Annotated in this window: 3 protein-coding genes and 2 pseudogenes; 2 read left to right on the forward strand and 3 right to left on the reverse strand. The window is 49.9% G+C overall.

Going from position 1 to position 3,354, the window contains the following annotated elements; translation table 11 throughout:
• Both BRW63_RS26740 and BRW63_RS26745 read right to left on the reverse strand, forming a co-directional pair.
• Positions 1 to 393: pseudogene (locus BRW63_RS26740) on the reverse strand (IS701 family transposase); the annotation flags it as partial.
• A 90-nt stretch (positions 394 to 483) separates the two neighbouring features.
• Positions 484 to 765, reverse strand: a pseudogene (locus BRW63_RS26745) (helix-turn-helix domain-containing protein); the annotation flags it as partial.
• Between the two features lie 164 nt (positions 766 to 929).
• Between BRW63_RS26745 and BRW63_RS26750 the strand changes: the two are divergent.
• Positions 930 to 2,243: an IS701 family transposase gene (locus BRW63_RS26750; RefSeq protein WP_073075345.1), complete on the forward strand. Its 1,314-nt coding sequence runs from the start codon at positions 930 to 932 to the stop codon at positions 2,241 to 2,243.
• On the opposite strand, the gene BRW63_RS26755 is transcribed toward BRW63_RS26750, so the two are convergent.
• On the reverse strand, positions 2,229 to 2,573 hold the full coding sequence (locus tag BRW63_RS26755) for a hypothetical protein (RefSeq protein ID WP_106254218.1): 345 nt from the start codon (positions 2,571 to 2,573) through the stop codon (positions 2,229 to 2,231). The genes BRW63_RS26750 and BRW63_RS26755 overlap by 15 nt on opposite strands.
• 183 nt (positions 2,574 to 2,756) lie before the next feature.
• On the opposite strand from BRW63_RS26755, the gene BRW63_RS26760 reads away from it, so the two are divergent.
• A complete protein-coding gene (locus BRW63_RS26760) occupies positions 2,757 to 3,230 on the forward strand; it encodes a hypothetical protein (protein ID WP_073075347.1) in 474 nt (157 codons plus the stop codon).
• Positions 3,231 to 3,354 lie beyond the last annotated feature (124 nt).

The following is a 3,354-nucleotide window of genomic DNA, read 5'->3' on the forward strand; positions in this document are numbered from 1 at the left end:
CCGCTTGCCGTTGAGGACTCGCACCCAGGGGTTGGGCTTTGCTCCATCCTCCGTCGGGTCGCCCAGATGCCGAAACTCGCCGCACTTCGGTAGCGTTGTTAAGTCAATGATCACTTTCAGCGGACTGTCAGAACGGGATAGATGCTGTGCCATCTGTTTCAGCACCGTTTGGCGAGTGGTTCGCAGCACCGACCGGGTAGACCACCCATAGATATTTAGAAATCGACTCAACGCACTGGCAGATTTTATCGGGCAATGTTGGGGCAAAGCATGACCGGACGCATCTAAAAACAGTCCGAGTAGCGCACTGAAGCTGGTTTTCTGATCGGAACTAGGCATCAATCCGAGTAGAGCGTACACTAATCCTTGGGCGTGTTCCAAGATGGTTTCCATAACCGTCCCATTGAAATGTTTCTACGCCCTTTCTTTCAGACTTTGAGCTTTTTGGCAACCCCTTGTTGAGACTGGTGCAAGATCTGAGCTAAAGTAGGTTTCCACACTCGCGATGTGTTGATTCAAATCGCTGGGTTGCCCCTGATAATCTAAACGTTTGAGCCGCTCAATCCCACCCGCTAGATACTGCTTGAGATAGACCGTTAGGGTTGTTTTGGAAATATTGCACAGTCGGCGGATGTTTTGGTGAGCCAACTTTTGACTTTTCAAATACAACACTTCCATCTTTTGTTGCACTTTTGGGTGGGGGTGATGATACCGTTCGTAGTTCAATTCCCTGACCATTTGCTCAGTAAATTCAATCCGAATCATGCTCACAACGGTCCCGATTGCTCAGAGGGGAATTGCCTCATCCTATCGTAGATGGAAGAGGAAAAGCTAAAAGTCCACTTTTTAGCCGTGATGAGTATAACCCCTCTTTTGTTACTTCAATGAGAACAAATTAAGCTAGAAATTGCTGTGTTTAAGTTGAAATCATGACACTCCGACACCCTGTTGCAACGGTGGGCTTCGTGGACGAGTATTGTTGGTTGTACCGCTCGGTGTTTGAGGATGTGCGCTCGTATGAATGCTTCAAGTGGCTGCATGTGGGAATGATCAGCCCGCTGCCGCGCAAAACGTTACCAGAAATCGCCAAACTCAGTGGACTGAAAGACGGACAAAGTTTGCATCACTTTTTACGCGATGGGGTGTGGGACGTGGCACAAGTCCGAGCGATTCGCCTGCGCCTAATTCAACAACAAATTGGCACTCGTCCCATCAGTTTGTGCATCGATGAAACGGGCGATGTGAAGAAAGGAGAAGCCACCGACTATGTGGCAAAGCAGTACATCGGCAACTTAGGCAAAACTGCCAATGGGATGGTCAGCGTCAATGCGTATGCGGTGGTCGATAGCATCACTTACCCCTTGCTATTTCAGATCTACAAACCGAAATCTCGGCTCAAAACTCCAGACGAGTATCAGAGCAAACCTCAGATAGCAGTCGGAATGATTCAGCAGATCAAAGCCCTGGGATTGGTGATTGAGCGGGTGTTAGCCGATAGCTTGTATGGCGAAAGTGAAGCAGTGATCCGATGTCTGGAGCAATTGCAGTTGCCGTACATTGTGGCGATTCGCTCAAATCATGGAGTGCTGATGGCAAAGGGGCAAAGGGTACGCTACAACCGGTGGCGCGCCTATGACCAGCCCTTGCAGGAGCGTCCCACTGAACGTCGGCATCTGCGCGAAATCATCTTCGGTCATCGTCGCAACGTGCGCTACTACCAAATCACCAAGGGCAGCACGTCAGACCCCGACAAAGCCGATAGTTGGTTCATCATGACGAATCTAGAGGGAGATATCCTGTTGAGCATTGCGGCGCAATACAGTCTAAGAACCTGGATTGAATACGGGTTCAGACAGGTGAAGCAGGAATTGGGCTGGCACGATCATCGCTTAACGGATTACAAAAGTATTGAGCGTTGGTGGGAGTTAGTGTTCAGTGCTTACTTACTGGTGAGCCTACACGCCGAACACTTCAAGCAGTATCAGCAACACTCAACGCCAACAGAAGATGTCGCACCCCAGGTTTTGCCCTTTAGTCACCATCCTGATTGGGAATCAGGAGTCACTTGGAAAGGTGCACTGAACAATTTACGATTACTGCTGCAACCCTATTGGTGTTGGGGGATGCTAGAAGTCTGGTTACAGGTCTTTCCCACGCCCGGACTCAAACGGGGATTGCATCAGTTGATGGATTGGATGGATGCGTTTCGCATTCTTCCAACCCCGCAGCTAGTGGCAGTTTGATAACACTTCAGCGCCTTCTCTCTCATTGAAGTAACAAAAGAGGGATAACACCTGCGATTGATCAGGCTGTAAATCCTGAAATACGATGGCAGCTTTCAGCGATTGCCGCCCATCAAACAGGATCTCTGACTCGCGAATGCGTCCTGACTTGGGTTTTGTGAACGGACGAGGGGTGTCACTATACAAGGATTCCCAAGCGGCTTCGTCAATCTCTACCTTCAAGGTTGTTTTGAGAGATTTATAGGGATCGCTGGCTCTCGGGTGAAATGAGCAGTGGAGGGCTTGAACCGAGAGACGGATATAAAAAGTGCAAAATAAGCGAAGCTTCAAGACTTTCAAGTGTTAAGCAATATTTCGCCAACAGTGTCAGCGAGTCTGCCGCCAGCCGCACGAGAGTTTTCACTCACTAAGCTCTCTGGTGCATAACCGCTGCAAGTCCTCCCTATCAGAGAGCAGTAGAACAACTTCCCGTGGTCTACTGCCCAGTCAATCTCTTTAACCAGGACACCCGCTATGTACTTCTCAAAACAGACCCTCGCTCTAGCAACCCTGATCACAACCCTCACCAGTGGTCTAGCTTTAACGGTGAACCCCGTTCAAGCAGGTGTCCAAACCATTCAACCCGGACTGACCGCCGTTTCACCCACGGTTCAGTCACCCAGTCTGGCGCGGTTCACGGCTCCTCTGTTCCTCAACGGCTCTTGGCAAGGCAATATTCATGCGGCGGGCGATGATGCTTTGTCCTATCTGACTCTCAAGATGACAGGCAAGGATTCCACCTATCAAGGCACTTGGCAACTGGATGGACAGGACGGTCCGTTGCAAAAAGGTAGCCTCAGTGCCACCAAACAAGGCAATACCATTCAAATTAAGCTGGAGAAGTTCAATGGCAATCAAGCCATCGTGCTCTCAGGGACTGCGGGGGCAACCTCGATGTCTGGAAAAGTTGTAAACACCAACTTCGTCTTCTCCTTCACGAAAAGTTAAGCCTGACCAAGAGGTAGGCAAGATTGGCGTTGATGAGTTCATCTGTGGGTGAACCAGATCAGGAGCAAAGCGGAGCGCTGCACTGAAGTGCGATTTCAAGTCAACGCCTTGGGGTTGAGATCGC

The organism is Phormidesmis priestleyi ULC007 (genome assembly GCF_001895925.1).
GTDB classification, from domain to species: domain Bacteria; phylum Cyanobacteriota; class Cyanobacteriia; order Leptolyngbyales; family Leptolyngbyaceae; genus Phormidesmis_A; species Phormidesmis_A priestleyi_A.

Bases quoted from the DNA above. Each gene is read 5' to 3' on its own strand.
- BRW63_RS26750 (WP_073075345.1), top strand. From the start codon at position 930: ATGACACTCCGACACCCTGTTGCAACGGTGGGCTTCGTGGACGAGTAT.
- BRW63_RS26760 (WP_073075347.1), top strand. From the start codon at position 2,757: ATGTACTTCTCAAAACAGACCCTCGCTCTAGCAACCCTGATCACAACC.